This window comes from Streptomyces sp. NPDC059455, assembly GCF_042750115.1.
GTDB lineage: Bacteria > Actinomycetota > Actinomycetes > Streptomycetales > Streptomycetaceae > Streptomyces > Streptomyces endocoffeicus.
On the sequence record NZ_JBHYVB010000493.1, the window covers coordinates 1 to 1,202 of the forward strand.

1 protein-coding gene is annotated in these 1,202 nt (G+C 69.0%); it reads left to right on the forward strand.

Annotated features, from left to right (window positions below; translation table 11 throughout):
• Nucleotides 1-18: 18 nt before the first annotated feature.
• A partial coding sequence (locus ACFXB5_RS53780) for a condensation domain-containing protein (protein WP_385223401.1) occupies nt 19-1,202 on the forward strand: 1,184 nt, incomplete at its 3' end.

A 1,202-nucleotide genomic window follows, 5' to 3' on the forward strand; every position in this document is an offset into this window, starting at 1 on the left:
GCCGGGTGTGATGTGGGGGTGGTGCGGGAGTTTGTGCGGGGGCGGTTGCCGGAGTTCATGGTGCCGGGGGCGTGGGTGGTGCTGGATCGGCTGCCCGTGACGGCGAACGGAAAGCTGGACCGGCGGGCGTTGCCTGCTCCGCAGGGAGCTGGCGGATCGGAGTACACCGCGCCCAGGGATGGGGCCGAGGAACTGCTGTGTCGTTTGTTCGCCGAGGTGCTGGGCGTGGAGCGGGTGGGGATCGAGGACGGTTTCTTCGACCTGGGTGGGCATTCGTTGCTGGCGACGCGGTTGGTGTCGCGGGTGCGGTCGGAGTGGGGCGTGGAGCTGCCCGTCGGGATGGTGTTCGAGGCCCCGACCGTGGCCGGACTCGCCCGCAAGCTGGCCGGGAATGCGGGAGGACAGGCGGGTCAGGAGCGGCCTCAGCTTGTGCGATGGGATCAGCGGCCGCAGCCGTTGCCGCTGTCGTTCGCCCAGAGCCGGTTGTGGTTCCTGTATCGGCTGGAGGGCCGGTCGGCCACGTACAACATCCCTTTGGTGGTACGGCTGTCGGGTGAGGTGGACCGCGATGCGCTGGACCAGACACTGCGCGATGTGGTGGACCGGCATGAGAGCCTGCGGACGCTCTTCATTGATGTTGATGGGGTGGCGTGTCAGCGGGTGCTGCCGGTAGATGAGACGGGCCGCCGGTGGCCGGGACTCGAGATGGCCACGGTCCACGACCGCGCTCAGGCGGAGCGGGCGGTGGCCGGGGTAGTACAGCACGTCTTCGATCTGGAGGAGGAACTGCCGCTGCGGGCAGTCCTGGTGCAGGACATCACCGACCAGCTACAACCGGCGTGGACATTGGTGCTGGTGGCCCACCACATCGCTGCTGATGGCTGGTCGTTGGGCCCGTTGTGGCGGGACGTGGCCGGGGCGTATGCGGCGCGGCGGGAGGGCCGGGCACCCGGGTGGGAGCCGATGGCGGTACAGTACGCCGACTACACACTCTGGCAGCGACAGGTGCTCGGTGCGGCTGATACGCCGGGCAGTGTGCTGGCCGACCAACTGGACTACTGGCGTACCCACCTGGCCGGTATCCCCGAACAACTTCCCCTGCCCACCGATCGGCCGCGTCCTGTGGTGGCGAGTCATCGGGGTGCGACGGTGGGGTTTGTGTGGCCGGGGTGGCTGCATGGTGGGTTGGTGGGGGTGGCGGG